Source organism: Dysgonomonas sp. 521 (assembly GCF_010501055.1).
GTDB lineage: Bacteria > Bacteroidota > Bacteroidia > Bacteroidales > Dysgonomonadaceae > Dysgonomonas.
Genome location: NZ_QVMO01000054.1, coordinates 1 through 16,265 on the forward strand (window position 1 = coordinate 1; position 16,265 = coordinate 16,265).

General features: G+C 43.5%; 10 protein-coding genes. 7 read left to right on the plus strand and 3 right to left on the minus strand.

What is annotated here, in order from left to right:
- The 3 genes from D0T84_RS14660 to argS all read left to right on the plus strand — a co-directional run.
- Positions 1-542 (plus strand): DUF1566 domain-containing protein (locus D0T84_RS14660; protein ID WP_163308610.1); only part of this gene is annotated, 542 nt, incomplete at its 5' end.
- Positions 543-1,219: 677 nt separating this feature from the next.
- Complete coding sequence (gene ppdK / locus D0T84_RS14665) at positions 1,220-3,952, plus strand: pyruvate, phosphate dikinase (RefSeq protein ID WP_163308611.1); 2,733 nt, start codon at positions 1,220-1,222, stop codon at positions 3,950-3,952.
- 355 nt (positions 3,953-4,307) lie between these two features.
- The gene (gene argS / locus D0T84_RS14670; protein ID WP_163308612.1) at positions 4,308-6,101 is read left to right on the plus strand and encodes an arginine--tRNA ligase; all 1,794 of its coding nucleotides are present in this window, start codon (positions 4,308-4,310) and stop codon (positions 6,099-6,101) included.
- A gap of 98 nt (positions 6,102-6,199) precedes the next feature.
- Here the strand turns inward: argS and D0T84_RS14675 are convergent, their stop codons facing one another.
- The gene (locus D0T84_RS14675) at positions 6,200-7,237 is read right to left on the minus strand and encodes a DUF6340 family protein (protein WP_163308613.1); all 1,038 of its coding nucleotides are present in this window, start codon (positions 7,235-7,237) and stop codon (positions 6,200-6,202) included.
- Positions 7,238-7,312: 75 nt separating this feature from the next.
- On the opposite strand from D0T84_RS14675, the gene D0T84_RS14680 reads away from it, so the two are divergent.
- Positions 7,313-9,463: a helix-turn-helix domain-containing protein gene (locus tag D0T84_RS14680; RefSeq protein ID WP_163308614.1), complete on the plus strand. Its 2,151-nt coding sequence runs from the start codon at positions 7,313-7,315 to the stop codon at positions 9,461-9,463.
- Positions 9,464-9,466: 3 nt separating this feature from the next.
- Here D0T84_RS14680 and D0T84_RS14685 read toward each other — a convergent pair whose 3' ends face one another.
- Both D0T84_RS14685 and D0T84_RS14690 read right to left on the minus strand, forming a co-directional pair.
- A complete protein-coding gene (locus D0T84_RS14685; protein WP_163308615.1) occupies positions 9,467-10,120 on the minus strand; it encodes a hemolysin III family protein in 654 nt (217 codons plus the stop codon).
- A gap of 9 nt (positions 10,121-10,129) precedes the next feature.
- On the minus strand, positions 10,130-10,555 hold the full coding sequence (locus D0T84_RS14690; RefSeq protein WP_163308616.1) for a hypothetical protein: 426 nt from the start codon (positions 10,553-10,555) through the stop codon (positions 10,130-10,132).
- Between the two features lie 108 nt (positions 10,556-10,663).
- Here D0T84_RS14690 and D0T84_RS14695 point away from each other — a divergent pair, with 108 nt between their 5' ends.
- The 3 genes from D0T84_RS14695 to D0T84_RS14705 all read left to right on the plus strand — a co-directional run bounded on the left by D0T84_RS14695 (position 10,664) and on the right by D0T84_RS14705 (position 16,233).
- On the plus strand, positions 10,664-12,961 hold the full coding sequence (locus D0T84_RS14695) for a TonB-dependent receptor (protein WP_163308617.1): 2,298 nt from the start codon (positions 10,664-10,666) through the stop codon (positions 12,959-12,961).
- A 216-nt stretch (positions 12,962-13,177) separates the two neighbouring features.
- Positions 13,178-14,365, plus strand: a complete 1,188-nt coding sequence (locus D0T84_RS14700; RefSeq protein ID WP_163308618.1) for a class I SAM-dependent rRNA methyltransferase — start codon at positions 13,178-13,180, stop codon at positions 14,363-14,365.
- Positions 14,366-14,781: 416 nt separating this feature from the next.
- Positions 14,782-16,233 (plus strand): CCA tRNA nucleotidyltransferase, encoded by a 1,452-nt coding sequence (locus D0T84_RS14705; RefSeq protein ID WP_163308619.1) that lies wholly within the window; start codon positions 14,782-14,784, stop codon positions 16,231-16,233.
- The last annotated feature ends 32 nt before the right edge of the window (positions 16,234-16,265 follow it).

Sequence of the window (16,265 nt, forward strand, 5' to 3'; positions counted from 1 at the left end):
CGGACGGCTTGGGTACCGATGTGATGCTTAAGCTTGATATATCGGTGCAAGATTGTACTTGTTGCCCGGGATATTTTGCTATCGGCGGGGAGTATACGGTGTTGCCGTCTGCGCTGGATGCAAATGGTTATTTGAAAACATCGTCTTCCCTGACTTTTACACAAACATCCGCTAAGTTCGAAGCTACTGGTAAGGATGTTTGTTTCTACAAGACTGACGCCAGAGCTATATGGAATAATGCTGCAAATGCATGCGGTAACGGTTACGTAGGTACAGTAAGTTACATCGATGCCGAACACCGCAGTATGGGTTGGAGGCTTCCTACTGTTGCCGAGTTGGGCGCATTGCAAAGTATCCATGCTGCACTGTCTACCCAGCCTACTTCCGCACTCGACACTCAGAACCTGCATACTGCCAATTACTGGAGTAGTCACGAGCTCAATGCTACCAACGTGTGGGCCTGGGACTTCTTCAACCAGTTCTCGGATGGCAGGTATAGCAAGTCGAACGACTTCTATGTGCGTTGTGTCAGGAGTTATTAAGTGTGCCCTGAGCACGTAAGGGCGCAAGGGGACGCTTAAAATTCCCCCTTGCTCTTACCTAACTATATGCAAGATGGCGGACTATGGTATGCCTGTCTTGGCCGGCATTAGAATACCGGTATGGAAGTATGCCATAGGTTGTCCCGCCGGTAAGGAGTTACCGGAAACACTTACCAAACCGCCCCCTNCTCAGGGGGGAGAGTAGGTTCCTCCCCTCCGGGGAGGCAAGGAGGGGCTTTATATCCCGCAGGTGGTTGGTTCTGCCTGCGGGAACAAACGAATTTCCCCCCTGTCGTAGGGGCGACTTGCCGGTCGCCCGTTGATACAGTTTTCATTGTTCATTTCGGGCGACCGGCAGGTCGCCCCTACGATTCATCCACCCGTAGGGACAGGGCTCTACCCTGTCCGCAGTTCTACCCTGTCCGTAAATAATATCGCAACCGTTTGGATAAACGGACAGGGCAGAGCCCTGTCCCTACGGATTTACATCATTATGGTGGGTTTCTCATATGTTTTATAACCATATTAATTTACGCTAAAATCCTTTGTTTTCCGATTATTTTTTCCTAATATTGAAATCGATTGGCTATATCAGGTAGTCAATCGATTTTTTGCACTATACAACGATCATGAACACGTTAAATAATATTATCTAACCTTTTAAAAATCTTTACAGTATGAGTGAAAAGTCAGTTTATGTCTTTGGCGGTACAGTTACCGAGGGAAACGCGAAAATGAAGGAGTTATTAGGTGGAAAAGGTGCTAACTTGGCTGAAATGAGCCTGATGGGAATACCTGTACCTCCTGGATTTACGATTACTACAGAAGTTTGTAACCTGTTTTACACAGAGGGAAAAGAGAATGTTATTAAACTTCTGACAAATGAAGTAAAAGCAGCAATACAACATATAGAGCACGTGGTGGGCGGCCCAAAATTCGGAGACGAAGAAAATCCACTTTTAGTATCTGTTCGTTCCGGCGCAAGAGCATCCATGCCGGGAATGATGGACACCATCCTCAATCTGGGATTGAACGAAAAGGCTGTAGAAGCCATTGCCCGTAAATCAGGAACGCCACGCTTTGCATGGGATTCTTACCGCCGTTTTATCCAGATGTACGGAGACGTGGTAATGGGATTGAAACCGGTAGAAAAAGACGATGAAGATATATTTGAAGAGATCATCGACGAACTAAAAGAAAAGAAAGGCATCACTCAGGACTCTGAGTTTAAAACAGAAGACCTGCAAGAACTTGTTGTACGCTTCAAGAAAGTGATTAAGGAAAAAACAGGACAAGATTTCCCTACAGACCCTTGGACTCAGCTTTGGAACGCTATCATGGCTGTATTTGAAAGCTGGATGAACGAACGCGCTATTTTCTACCGCAAACTGAACAACATACCTGCCGAATGGGGTACTGCCGTAAATGTACAGGCGATGGTATTCGGCAATATGAATGATAATTCAGGTTCGGGAGTTGCCTTTACACGCAATGCCGCTACCGGAGAAGGTGTATTCAACGGCGAATTCCTTATCAATGCACAAGGCGAAGATGTGGTTGCAGGTACACGTACACCTCAGCAAATTACATTGCAGGGCTCTTACGACTGGGCAAGGCAACAGGGAGTTACCGAAGAAGAAAGAAAGCAAAGAGGGCTTTCTCTGGAAGAAGTAATGCCTGAGACATTCAAGAGCCTGAACGAAATACAGAAAAAACTTGAATTGCATTACAAAGATATGCAAGACCTTGAGTTCACTATCCAGGATGGTAAACTGTGGCTGCTGCAAACACGTAGCGGAAAACGCACAGGCGCTGCCGCTGTGAAGATCGCGATGGATATGTTAAGCGAAGGATTGATATCCGAAGAAGAAGCCTTGTTGCGTGTCGAACCTCAGAAGATAGATGAACTATTGCACCCTATATTTGAACCTAAAGCACTGAAAGAAGCCGTTGTAATAGCAAAAGGCCTTCCTGCATCTCCGGGTGCTGCTACAGGTCAGATCGTATTCTTCGCCGATGATGCAGAATGGCAGACAAGCCACCATAAGAATAAGAAAGTAATCCTTGTCCGCATAGAGACTGCTGCCGAAGACCTCAAAGGTATGGCTGTAGCCGAAGGTATCCTTACCGCCCGCGGAGGTATGACGTCGCATGCTGCCGTAGTTGCCCGTGGTATGGGTAAATGCTGCGTATCGGGCGTGTCCGATCTGCGTATCAACTATAAGAGACGTTCGCTGATGGTAGGCGAACGCGAATACCGCGAAGGCGACTGGATTTCTATAAACGGTACTACCGGGGAAGTATATGACGGAAAAGTAGGTACGAAAGACGCCGAATTAAGCGCTGACTTTGCCGAAATGATGAAATTGACCGACAAATATACACGCCTGAAAGTAAGAGCGAATGCCGATACTCCGCATGATGCTGAGGTTGCACGCAACTTCGGGGCTATCGGAATCGGATTGTGCCGTACAGAACACATGTTCTTCGAAGGGGATAAGATTATCGCCATGCGCGAAATGATTCTGGCTGACACAACAGAGGAACGCAAAGAGGCGTTGAAAAAACTTCTCCCATTGCAGCAGAAAGACTTTGAAGGTATATTCACAGCCATGCAGGGACTACCTGTAACCGTACGCTTATTAGACCCGCCTTTGCATGAGTTCTTACCTCATGACATTAAGGGTATAGAAGAAATGGTAGAAGCAATGCAAATTTCGGAAAGCAAGGTTAAACAAAAGATATCCGCCTTGCATGAAGTAAATCCGATGCTGGGGCACCGTGGTTGCCGTCTGGCCAATACTTATCCTGAAATTACCGAAATGCAGACACGCGCCATCTTGCAGGCTGCTTTGGCTTTGAAGAAAAAAGGTATTGACACCCATCCTGAGATCATGGTTCCGCTGACTACATCATTAACTGAAATGAAGTATCAGGAAAATATTATCCGTGCCACAGCAGAGAAAGTATTTGCGGAAATGGGCGATAAGATTGACTATGAAGTGGGTACAATGGTGGAAACACCTCGTGCAACCATCACTGCCGATAAGCTGGCCGAATCTGCCGAGTTCTTCTCATTAGGTACGAATGACCTTACTCAGATGACATTCGGATTCTCTCGTGACGACGTTGGTAAGTTCCTTCCTATCTATCTGGAAAAAGGAATCCTTAAAGAAGACCCATTCCAGGCAATAGACCGCGAAGGTGTCGGACAATTGATACAGTCTGCCGTAACCAAAGGCCGTCAGACCCGTCCGAATATGAAGGTAGGTATTTGCGGCGAGCATGGAGGCGAACCTTCTTCTATCGAATTCTGCCACTGTGTAGGTCTCAACTATGTGAGCTGTTCTCCTTACCGTGTGCCTATCGCACGTCTGGCAGCTGCTCAATCGGCAATCAGATTTAAATAAGATATAACCGACTAATGTATAACGGCTGCAATGGAGTTCATTGCAGCCGTTATTTGTTACACTACTTAGTAACTGTTTAAATTTTGAACGAATAAAATTTAAGCAGTTACTTAGTTTGAAAAAAGTGACATGGATAGTTGGAGTAATTTCGGATCACTTTTGTTGTCTATGTTTTGAAGAAAACAATAGTACTTTACTCTTTTAGGGATTTGATATTTATTAGGTTAAGGTATACCCACACGCTAAAAAAGGATGCAAATTGCAGCGAAACTCATTATTTTTACTCAACTATCAGCCTTATAGGTACTTTTTTCTTAATTTTGCAAGCTAAATAAAAGTAATTCCTAAATAGTATATGAAATTAGAAGTAAAACTACAGGATGCAGTTATCAAAGCTATTGAAGCCCTCTACGGACAGGCGGTGGCTCCGGAGCAATTATCTTTACAGAAAACGAAAAAAGAGTTTGAAGGGCATTATACGTTAGTGGTCTTCCCCTTCTTAAAGATGTCTAAGAAAGGGCCGGAACAAACCGCACAGGAAATAGGGGAGTGGCTACAGGCGAATACAGATGAAGTAAGCCGCTTCAATGTTATCAAAGGTTTTCTGAACCTATCTGTCGCTACTTCATGCTGGCTGGAATTATTGAATGACGTGAACGCAACGGAGAATTATGGGATAAAAGAAGTAACACCCGATGCTCCATTGGTAATGGTAGAATATTCTTCGCCCAATACAAATAAACCGCTGCACCTCGGACATATACGCAACAACCTGCTTGGCTTTGCCCTGTCGGAAGTGCTGAAAGCGAACGGGAATAAAGTAGTAAAGACAAATATAGTAAACGACAGAGGTATCCACATCTGCAAATCGATGCTCGCATGGCAGAAGTGGGGAAACGGCGAAACTCCCGAATCGAGCGGTAAAAAGGGAGATCATCTCGTTGGCGATTACTATGTGATGTTCGATAAGCATTATAAAGCCGAATTAGCAGACCTTCAGGCAAAAGGGCTGTCGAAAGAAGAAGCGGAAGCCCAATCTTCCCTGATGGCGGAAGCCCGCAATATGCTTCGCCTGTGGGAATCCGGCGATATGGAAACCGTGTCGCTATGGGAGAAAATGAACTCGTGGGTATATGCCGGATTTGATGAAACATACAAGAGGCTTGGCGTAGGCTTCGATAAGATATATTACGAATCGCAAACATACCTCGATGGCAAAGAGACTGTACTGACCGGTTTAGAAAAAGGGACATTCTACAAAAAGGAAGATGGCTCGGTTTGGGCAGACCTCACAAACGAAGGCTTAGACCACAAGTTATTGCTCAGAAGTGACGGTACATCTGTGTACATGACACAGGATATAGGTACAGCCAAACTCCGCTTCGACGATTACCCGATCAACACGATGGTATATGTGGTAGGAAATGAGCAAAACTATCATTTTCAGGTTCTGTCCATACTGTTGGATAAGCTGGGCTTCGAATTTGGCAAGGGGCTTGTACACTTCTCGTATGGCATGGTAGAATTGCCCGAAGGTAAGATGAAGTCGCGTGAAGGAACAGTAGTTGATGCGGACGACCTGATAGATGAAATGGTAGCTACAGCTAAAGAAACATCCGAAGAATTGGGAAAACTGGATGGAGTAAGTGAAGATGAAGCCAACAATATAGCAAGAATAGTGGGCATGGGCGCACTTAAATACTTTATTCTCAAAGTAGACCCCAAAAAGAATATGACTTTCAACCCGAAGGAATCAATTGATTTTAACGGCAATACAGGTCCTTTTATCCAATACACGTATGCACGTATACAGTCAGTACTGAGAAAAGCTGCTGAACTGGATATGGCTATCCCTGAAACGTTGGCGACAGATACTGCACTCAGTGTAAAAGAGGAAAATCTTGTTCAACTTGTCGCTGATTATGCCGCTATAATTAAAGAAGCGGGAGATGAGTATAACCCTGCGCTGATCGCAAATTACATCTACGAGCTGACGAAGGAATACAACCAGTTCTATCACGACTATACGATACTGAAAGAGGAAAATGCAGACTTGAAGAATTTCAGGCTGATGCTCTCTAATAATGTTGCGCGGGTAGTAAAAAGCGGAATGTCGCTTTTGGGAATAGAAGTTCCGGACAGGATGTAGAAAAGTAAATTAGCATATTGCAGATGTGTAGATTAGTTGGTTGCTAATTTACACATTTGCTACCGTCTTATCGTCTTTGCAATCCGAAAGAACGGACTTTACTCATCAGTATCCTCCTCTATGCCTAGTTGCTGATATAGTTTATACATACTATCCTCTCTCTTTATCAGGAATTGTCTATAGAACGCGACTTGTTTGGCTAAAAGGGATTTATCCTTATTTTCGATCAGGTCATACGCCACATTAATCCAGCTCAATGCATTTCCTACATCATCGAGATATTCGTTCGCAAGGGCTAGATTAGAAGCCAACCGTATCTTTTTAGTTATATTTTTTTCCTTATCGTATAAGGTTCCCCAAATGTCGGCAGCCTCTAACCATTTTCCTGCTCCGGCAAGCTTCGCCGCATTTTTCATATCTCCTGAGTTATCAGAATAATACCAGCGGGTTTGAGTAGACCAAGAGGGGATAATAGTCCCTGTAAGTTCATCCGCAGCCTTCATTGTTATTTCAGTAACCAGGTCGTTAATTTCGGGGATACTGTTCTTTATATTGTTCCATGTGATGGAGGCCTCCCTGTAGAGGCTATCCACATGGGCTATAGGTGGAGCCAACCGGCTGCCATCCATAGCATATACTCTTAATAAGGCGCCCAATTTGGAACTGAGCAGATTGTAGTTATTGAAATAGTCTACATTCACAGACTCCAGTTCGGCAGAGACAACAAACAAGTCGAGGGAAATAAGGATATCCGCGTTTTTCTCTCTGCAGATGGTTTGCACATTCCTTGCGGATAAGGGTTTAATATCGCTGGCTTTTCCCCGATTAGTCTCATGCGGATAAATCTCTACTCCTGAGAAATATTTCTCCTCACCCATATATTGAGACAGAGAGTTTATAAGCAATATTTTAGCGCTATCGGTGGATATTACCGATATTTCAGCCTGTTTTTCCCCGTTAGCCTGCACATCTTCATCTGCCTGCGACGCACTGTTATTTACGATTATCACTTTCTTTGTCTGGGGATCATCAAACGATACGATAGCCGGTTCACGCACATCGATTGACACAACATTGGTTGTTACGCATGATGTGAAAAGAAGCGCAAATAAGAAGCCTGAAATATATTTTACCATAGCCCTTAAGTTTAGGTTCAGTCATACAAAAATAAGAGTTATATTTGTAATTCTGATTGAAATAATTATCAAATAATGGATGCATCTGTCAATAAGGTTTTTGAATTGGCTACTGATATTGTCAAACATACTTCCCAGTCGGTTTTTCTTACAGGAAAAGCCGGGACGGGTAAAACCACATTCCTGCACCACATACGGAAAACTTCGGATAAAAATATAATAACAGCCGCTCCTACAGGCGTAGCGGCTATTAATGCCGGAGGGGTTACCCTGCATTCGCTATTGCAATTACCATTCGAACCTTTTATCCCAAATTTTGAAGGGAAAAAGAAACTCGATTACCATTTCAAACTGCGGAAATCAAAGATTGAGATGTTGCGCGAGCTGGATTTACTCATTATAGATGAAGTGAGTATGCTACGGGCGGATATGCTCGATGCCATCGATTACCTGCTGCGCAGGTACCGCAATATACCATTGCCTTTCGGAGGAGTGCAGATGCTCTTTATCGGCGATATGTTCCAACTACCCCCAGTCGTGCAAACAGCAGAATGGGAACAATTAAAGCATTATTATCCATCGCCGTTTTTCTTTCATGCGCAGGCTCTCGAAGATTATCCCCTGCTCTATATAGAACTTAAAAAAATATACAGGCAGCAGGATCAGCAGTTTATAGATATCCTGAACCGTGTACGAAACAATTGTACCACCCAGCAGGATTTACAGGTACTGAACAGGCAATACAACCCTTCGTTCAGGCCTGGCAACGAAAACAGCTATATTACCCTGTGTACGCACAACTACAAGGCAGACCGCATAAACAATGAAGAAATAGCCAAACTGCCAGGCAAAGAATATACCTTCAAAGGACAGATAAAAGGAGATTTCTCAGAAAACTCGCTGCCTGCCGAACATGATTTGGTCTTGAAAGAAGGGGCGCAAATCATGTTTGTAAAGAATGACAGTGGGGAAAACCGCCGCTACTACAACGGTAAACTGGCAACTGTAAAAGAACTGAAGGAAGATTTCATTCTGGTAAAATTCGAGAATGGAGAGGAGATGGAACTGGAACACGACTCATGGAAAAACGTACGCTACACGCTGAATGAGGAATCGGGAGAAATAGAGGAAGAAGAGTTGGGCTCATTTACCCAGTATCCTATACGTCTGGCTTGGGCTATTACCATTCATAAAAGCCAGGGATTGACTTTCGACCGTATAGTGATAGACGCAGGGCAGGCCTTTGCCGCAGGGCAGGTATATGTGGCTCTCAGCCGCTGTACATCCCTTAATGGTATTGTGCTCTATTCACATATCACATCACAGAGCATCAGTACCGACCCTTTTGCCATAGAATTTGCAAAAAAAGAGCAAGACCAGATACACCTGATGGAAGTATTAAATAGGGAGAAACCCCGTTATTGCGCCACTCAGTTAATTAAATACTTCGATTGGACACCGTTTATACGAAGCTTACATGCATTAAATGAACTGGCAACGGCAAAGAAAATACCGAATCAGGAAGAAGTACAGTCCATGATTGCGCAAATGTGCAGTAAGGCTGTGGAACAACAGGAAATAGCACGTAATTTCATAAAAGAACTAAGTAAAATACTATCTGTTCCTAATCCCGATATAAACAGGTTAAAGGACAGGGTGCAAAAAGCCGCCATGTATTTCCACAAGGATGTGTCGGAATGCATTATCTGCCCACTGGCGATACACCTGGAAAGATTCAAAACCAAATCGAAAGTAAAAGGATACCTGAACAAGGCGACAGAAATATACAATACTTTGCTCAGGCTATTATCTAAAATAGAACATATAAACTACGGGAACCTGGAACTTACCGGGGGCTTAGCCTTTTCAATAATAGAAATACCCGAAGAAGTCACCCCTAAAGAGAAAACCAAACCGCAAAAAGGAGACAGCCACCGGCTAAGCCTTTCACTCTTTAACGAAGGAAAATCTGTAAAGGAAATAGCGGCGGAAAGAAACCTGGCGCCAACAACTATAGAGGGGCATCTGGTAAGTTTTATCCTTACAGGAGAACTGGATATTCTTCAGTTAGTACCCGATAATAAAGTGCAGTACCTGCTCCCCATATTGAAAGAGAAGGATCCGGACACATCGCTATCCGCCATCAAGGAGGAACTGCCCAAAGAATGTACATATATGGATATTAGGGCCGTTATCAATTATATCAAATATCTGGATAAACCGTAGATGCTACAGAATAGTATATATGGCTACTATATGGCACACACTCCCCATCAGCACAAAGAGATGAAAGACCGTGTGCATATATCTCCGCTTTGTCCACGAATAAAACAACGCACCCACAATATAGGCGGCACCTCCTCCTATCAGCCAGTATAATGCGCTGATACGCCCTATGCCAGACAGAACATCATAGAGCGGCTTGAACGCAACCAGAATAGCGCAGCCCATCAGTACAAAGCAGACCGTTTCAAGGTTGCTGTGAGACTTCAGCTTTGTAAAACTCATTATCAGCCCGGCAATAGCGGCCAGGCAGATAAATATAAAAAGCCCCCATCCCCATACACCTTCGTTGCGAAGGACAATCAGGGTAAAAGGCACGTAAGTACCTGCTATATGCAGATAAATGGCGCCATGATCGAATTTACGGAGCAGTTCTTTCCGCTGCTCGTGTCTGCAACCATGATAGCAGGTGGAAGTAACATAAGATGCCAGCATACCGAACAAATATCCGACAACACTGCCTACTGCCCAGTTGTTGCCACTGGTGATTGCGGCCGACAACAGAATGTACCCTCCCACGATACCCAACACGATACCGGCGGCATGCGATACGGTGTTTGCTGTCTCTTCTCCTTTTGTATAATATTTTGCGTTTGCCATTTTTATAGTTTATAGAATGTCTTCTTTGTTTACCGGCGTTCTTGAGGTAACTAAATTCCAGTTTGCATCGTAGAAGTTATACCTTTCAAAGGTACAATCTTTCAGATTATACGTTATGCCGTGCGAAGTTACAAAATCCTTTCTATCTACAATGATTCCGATCTTCAATCCCAGCTGTTTTGCTCCCAGAAAAATCTGTTGTCGCCAGCCCTCAATATCTTCATTGTATGACAGCCCGGAATAGGAAATGCCATCAGGAGGAATTATTACAAAGTTCTTATTTATTACACTGCCGGCTCTAGGAATAAAAGGTTTGTGCAACTCTGTTATACTCTGAAATATATCTTTGTCAAAATCTTTACCTGCAGGTACTTCAATATAGATGACCTCCCGCCAGCCATATCTTATTTTACCCGGAATCTTTACATCTCCCATTTATCCTGTTTTTTTCGCAAGATAAGGATTTGTCTCCAAATCACTACATCTAGTGATTGATAGATATTAAGGAATTTTTTTCCTTTGCACTTTCAATAAATAAAATCTATGAAAATATATTGCCCGATTAAAAAATTGACTTTTGTTGTATTTTTATTACTGCCTTCCCTTGTCGTAAACGCTAAAGGCGGAGTACCTAAAGATACATTATACACCGAACTGAAATATGACATTGTCGTCCTTTCGTCCACAAAGGAGACAAACAGCCTGAAATCTTTGCCTGCCGCCGTCTCTGTATTCTCACCGAAGAATCTGGACGCGCTACAGATACATTCGATAAAAGACCTGAGCGCCATTGTTCCCAATTATTTTGCAGCCGATTATGGTTCAAAAATGACGGCTCCGCTTTATATCAGAGGTATCGGCGCCCGTTCGGGAGACCAGACGGTAAGCATGTATGTAGATAATATCCCATATTTCAATACCACCTCTTTCGATTCCGAATTGTTCGATATCCAGCGGGTGGAAGTATTGAGGGGAACACAGGGTACGTTGTACGGACGTAATGCTATGGGCGGGATTATCAACGTTTATACATATTCCCCTCTCACTTACGAAGGTACTACTATAAAAGCAGGCGGCGGCAACCACGGACAATTCTCCGGAAATATCTCGCATTACCAACGCCTGAATGACAAAATGGGATTCTCCGTCGGAGGATACTACAAACAGGATGACGGGTATTTTGAGAACCTCTATACGGGCAAAAAAGTAGATGATATGAAGAATGCCGGAGGGCGCGCCAAATTTGTATGGGATATTACACCCCGTTTGTCGGCGACATACTCCGTCAGTTTCGATTATGTAGATCAGGGGGCATTCCCTTATGCGGATATCGAAACCGGAGACATCGACTACAACTCTGATAGTTATTACAAAAGGAAATTACTGACTAACGGACTCGCCTTGCGGTATGCCGGACATGGGTATGAGATAAACTCGACCACCGGCTATCAGTACCTGAATGATGAAATGAATATGGATCAGGATTATACACGCCTGTCGGTATTCCGGATAAATCAAAAGCAAAGGCAGAATTCACTGAGCCAGGAAGTAACCATAAAATCGACCAAGGTATCCGATTATCAGTGGTCGTTCGGAGGATATGGATTTTATGATTACCTGCATACGACCCCGCCTGTGTATATGATGAAAGACGGGATACAGAAGTACTTGCAGGCGCCCTTGACGGCCGTAGGCGCACCGATAACTTTTACCGATGAGCAGATTGACCTGAACGGGCAATATAGGCGTCCGACTTACGGGCTGGCGGCATTCCACCAATCTACATTCAATAACCTGCTGACAAAAGGACTATCGCTTACCCTGGGGCTTCGCCTCGATTATGAAAAGACAAAACTGAAATACAATGCTCAGACTGTCGCTAATTTTGATGTGGCAATACCAAGTATGCCGCAACCTATATCGATGGCCGCCGATACCACCATTTTGGGCAGTTCTTCCGCCCATTTCCTTGAACTGTTGCCAAAGGCAGTGCTGAAATACCAGATAAACGCAAATTCTTATGTATATGGTTCGGCATCGAAAGGATATAAAACAGGCGGGAATAATATCCAGATATTCGCCGACCTGCTACAGGAAGCCCTCGAAGCCAAAATGATGGGGATGATGCCTCCAAGTATGGGAGGAGGACAGTCTTCCGCCAAAAGTACAGCTATCAATGACCGTATCTCTTACAAGCCCGAATACAGTTGGAATTATGAGTTAGGCGGACAGATAGATATAGTGGAAAATACACTTTCAGCCAACTTTGCCTTGTATTATATGGATATACGCGATGTGCAGATTACGCAATTTGTAAACAACCGCGGAGGCCGCATGGTCAGCAATGCGGGAAAGGCGGAAAGCAAAGGCTTCGAAATAGGCTTGAAAGCGCGTCCCTGCAAAGGTTTTTACCTGTATGCCAATTACGGGCTGGCAGACGCTACCTTCAAGGATTATAAAGTAAAAAATAATGAAGGCGAAGTAGTAAACGACTATACCGGAAACCATATCCCATTTGCTCCGGGCTCTACATTCAGCATAGGCGGCAGTATCTCATGCGGCATAAAGAATAGCCCTGTACTGGACAGGTTCACGTTCGATACTAATTTTGCAGGAATAGGAAAGACTTATTGGGCGGAGGACAACGAAATGGCGCAGGGATTTTATGGTACATTAAACGCCCATCTTGCACTGGAAAAGAATATGTTTACACTGGAACTTTGGGGAAAGAATATTCTGGACAGGAATTACAACACATTTCTCTTTGAGTCGGATAGTAAACATTTCGCTCAAAAAGGAAAACCGATACGTTGGGGCGCATCTTTGATTATAAAGTTGTAGTATTTACATTTTGTATCTATACGGGAACGTACCAAAGGTATGTCATTCCATGCTTGATAAGAGCCATTAGGCTGTAAATACACCCAATCCGATAAGGATAGCTATAGTTACTTCCGCATATTGCGCAAGTTATTGTCAAGTTAGAAATGTTTTTATTCTCAACTTGGAATAAAAAACGTAATTTTGTAACTCTCATTTTGACAGTTATTCAAAATTATGAATTATAAAAAGATAAAGTTAAAACCGAAAAAAGAAGAATCCCTTAAACGTTTCCATCCGTGGATATTTTCAGGGGCAGTACAGTCCAAAGATGAAAACCTTACAGAAGGAGAAGTCGTCAATGTATATACAACTAATAACGAATTTATCGCTGTAGGACATTACCAGATAGGAAGTATCGAAGTACGGGTTCTCTCTTTTGAGGAAGAAAATATAAATCCTGATTTCTGGAAAAAGCGTCTATCTTCAGCTTTGGAACTCAGAAAATCCATCGGTTTACTTTCCGCTGATAATAATTCATACCGCCTTGTACATGGCGAAGGAGACAATCTTCCCGGACTGATTATCGATGTGTATGCCGAAACAGCCGTTATACAATCGCATTCGGTAGGTATGCACGAATCGAGGATGATGATTTGTGACGCCCTGAAAGCTATAATGGGAGACGCCCTGAAAAATGTATATTACAAATCGGAAACGACCCTGCCTTATAAAGCCAATCTGGGAGCCGAAAACGATTATCTGTATGGAGGAAAGGACGTAAATGAAATAGCTGTTGAAAACGGATTGAAATTTTATCCCGACTGGGTAAAAGGACAAAAAACCGGCTTCTTTGTTGACCAGCGCGACAACCGTGCTTTGCTTGAAAGATATTCTAAAGACCGTTCTGTACTGAATATGTTCTGTTATACAGGTGGATTCTCGTTCTATGCCTTGCGTGGTAATGCCAAGTTGGTTCATTCAGTGGATAGTTCAGCCAAAGCTATTGCCTTAACCAACAAGAATGTGGCGCTTAATTTCCCCGAAGACAACCGCCATGAGGCATTTGCAGAAGATGCTTTCAAATTTCTGGGTAATATCAACAAGGGCGATTACGACCTCATCGTACTCGATCCCCCGGCATTTGCCAAGCACAGAGGGGCGATCAAGAATGCGTTACAGGGTTATAAGCGGTTGAATGCCGCCGCCTTTGAGAAAGTGGCATCCGGAGGAATCGTCTTCACGTTTTCATGTTCGCAGGTAATCAGCAAAGATGCTTTCCGCCTTGCGGTATTCAGTGCCGCCGCGTTAGCCGGACGGAGTGTAAGAATATTGCACCAGTTGAGCCAGCCGGCCGATCACCCTATCAATATTTATCATCCGGAAGGGGAATATCTGAAAGGATTGGTGTTGTATGTGGAGTGATAAAGCTTATAGAAAGAGATTAAGAAACTGTTTAAATTTTATTCGTTCCAATTTTTAGAGATGTTTTAGAGATGCTTTTTTTCTTCCTCGAAACAATAATAGCGGGCTATTTGAGTTGAGAGAAAGGAAAAAACAGCCAAAAACAGCCTAAAAATGAACGAAGAAAAAGGTATAATAAAATATTCGTATAAAATTTAAACATTTTCTAAAATTATCTTATATAGAGAAACCATAAGATGTGGGTTATAAATAGTGATGGTAAGAACTGCGGCTTTGCGTCTTTGCGAGAAAAAAGTAACGTTGAAAAGCAATAAAAAAGTGTCACTTTTGTCACTTTTTATAGTCAAAGTATTCATTGATAAGGTTTTGGTGTTTTCGGAAAATGTCACTTTTTAGCTCAATAGATTTAAGATAAAATGTTAGATAACGATTTTAATGATATAATAAAACAGAAATTCTCAGGAGAGGTATTCGATACCGTTTCCCGTGTAGCTGACGAGATGAATCTCGAATGTTACGCTATCGGTGGCTATGTGCGCGATATATTCCTGCACCGCCCGTCTAAGGACATCGATATCGTTACGGTGGGCAAAGGAATAGAACTTGCCGAAGCTATAAAAAAGGCATTGGGTAAGAAAGCTAAACTTTCTGTATTTAAGAATTTCGGAACCGCCCAGATAAAATATAAAGATACCGAAATAGAATTTGTAGGGGCGCGCAAAGAATCTTACGAACGCAATTCCCGCAAACCTATTGTAGAAGACGGTACACTGGAAGACGACCAGAACCGCCGCGATTTTACAATCAACGCTCTGGCTATCTGCCTGAATAGAGACAGGTTTGGAGAACTGCTCGATCCCTTCGGCGGGCTTCGGGATATGGAGAACCTGATTATCCGTACGCCGCTCGACCCGGATATTACATTCAGTGACGACCCATTGCGTATGCTGAGGGCGATCCGGTTTTCGTCTCAACTGGGATTCGATATAGAGCCGGACACCTTTGACGCAATCACACGAAATAAAGACCGTATAGAGATTATCTCAAAGGAGCGGGTAATAGATGAGCTGAATAAGATAATCTTATCGCCAAAGCCATCTGTAGGACTCCTGCAACTAGACCAGACCGGACTGTTATCTATTATCTTCCCGGAATTGGTAGCACTAAAAGGCGCGGAAACAAAAGAGGGGGTAGGGCATAAGGATAATTTTTACCATACGCTTGTCGTATTGGATAATATCTCGAAGAAGACAAGCAACCTGTGGTTACGCTGGGCCGCTATATTGCATGATATTGCCAAGCCCGCGACCAAACGTTGGGACAAAAAACTGGGCTGGACTTTCCACAACCACAATTTTATAGGGGGAAAGATGATTCCGGGAATTTTTCGCAGGCTGAAACTGCCATTGAACGAAAAGATGAAATATGTGCAGAGGATGGTCACATTACACATGCGCCCACAGGTACTCGTAGATGAAGATATTTCCGATTCGGCAGTTCGCCGTCTGTTGTTCGAGGCCGGAGACGAGGTCGACGACCTGATGACGTTGTGTGAGGCGGATATCACATCCAAAAATCCTGATAAGGTACGCCGCTATCTCCGCAATTTTGAAATTGTACGGCAAAAATTGAAAGATATAGAAGAAAAAGACCATGTGCGTAATTTTCAGCCGCCTATTATGGGGCAAGAGATTATGGAGATATTCGGTTTGGCTCCTAGCGCGGAAGTAGGCAGGCTGAAATCGTCGATAAAAGATGCTATTCTGGACGGGGTAATTCCCAATGAATATGACGCGGCTTATAAATACCTGATAGAGAAAGCAAAAAAGATTGGGCTGACCCCTGTTAATAATCTCAATAATAAATGAGGAAAGGGTTGCTTATGTCTTTTATTGATGGA

Coding starts and splice junctions, on each gene's coding strand:
- ppdK (WP_163308611.1), top strand. CDS start 1,220: ATGAGTGAAAAGTCAGTTTATGTCTTTGGCGGTACAGTTACCGAGGGA.
- argS (WP_163308612.1), top strand. CDS start 4,308: ATGAAATTAGAAGTAAAACTACAGGATGCAGTTATCAAAGCTATTGAA.
- D0T84_RS14675 (WP_163308613.1), bottom strand. CDS start 7,237: ATGGTAAAATATATTTCAGGCTTCTTATTTGCGCTTCTTTTCACATCA.
- D0T84_RS14680 (WP_163308614.1), top strand. CDS start 7,313: ATGGATGCATCTGTCAATAAGGTTTTTGAATTGGCTACTGATATTGTC.
- D0T84_RS14685 (WP_163308615.1), bottom strand. CDS start 10,120: ATGGCAAACGCAAAATATTATACAAAAGGAGAAGAGACAGCAAACACC.
- D0T84_RS14690 (WP_163308616.1), bottom strand. CDS start 10,555: ATGGGAGATGTAAAGATTCCGGGTAAAATAAGATATGGCTGGCGGGAG.
- D0T84_RS14695 (WP_163308617.1), top strand. CDS start 10,664: ATGAAAATATATTGCCCGATTAAAAAATTGACTTTTGTTGTATTTTTA.
- D0T84_RS14700 (WP_163308618.1), top strand. CDS start 13,178: ATGAATTATAAAAAGATAAAGTTAAAACCGAAAAAAGAAGAATCCCTT.
- D0T84_RS14705 (WP_163308619.1), top strand. CDS start 14,782: ATGTTAGATAACGATTTTAATGATATAATAAAACAGAAATTCTCAGGA.